1 pseudogene is annotated in these 696 nt (G+C 42.8%); it reads right to left on the reverse strand.

Features of this window, described 5'->3' with window-relative positions:
• A pseudogene (locus R7R24_RS27025) lies at positions 1 to 696 on the reverse strand (type I secretion system permease/ATPase); the annotation flags it as partial.

Raw genomic sequence — 696 nt, forward strand, 5'->3', positions numbered from 1 at the left:
CGTGATTTCATGCTGAATAACTAGCCATGGACCACCGCCAAGTAAAAATATTTGCAAAGAGCCACGAACAAACTTAGAAAAGTTAGCCATATAAATCGACTTTCCTGCAACTCGCTCTTCAAGCACGCTGACACTCTGTACTCGCGATTGCCACTGCTCTAAAAATGCGTTCATCATCCCCATGGCTAAAATAGAGTTGGCGTTTTGTGTCGCTAACTCTGCACTGCTAATATGAGAAATGGCCCTAACTTCACTTTCTTGCATCGTCTTTCTCGTCATCAACTCGTTGATCAAACCTAAGCTAAACAGAACGACAGAACCAAGCAACGCAATGTGCCCAAGCAAAGGATGGAGTAGATAGACGAACAAAATAAACAGCGGTGTCCAGGGAGCGTCTAACAAAGGATAAGGGGCTTGGCTGCTCAAAAAGCTTTTTATGGTTTGAATATCTCGAAGAACCTGAGAGGTGTAACTCTTTCCAGTATGCGATTGATACTGAATGCTTCGTTTAAGCATGAACACTGAAAGTTTCGCGTCCATCCAAAATCCGAACGATTTACTCATTTGTGCACGAGCAATATCGATAATGGACATAGTAAACAAAGCCGCCAACACGATGATGGTAAGAAGCAACAAGGTGTCAGTCGAATAAGATGAGATGACTCGGTTGTACACTTGCAACATATAAAGTGGGAT

This window comes from Vibrio sp. 704 (assembly GCF_033339295.1).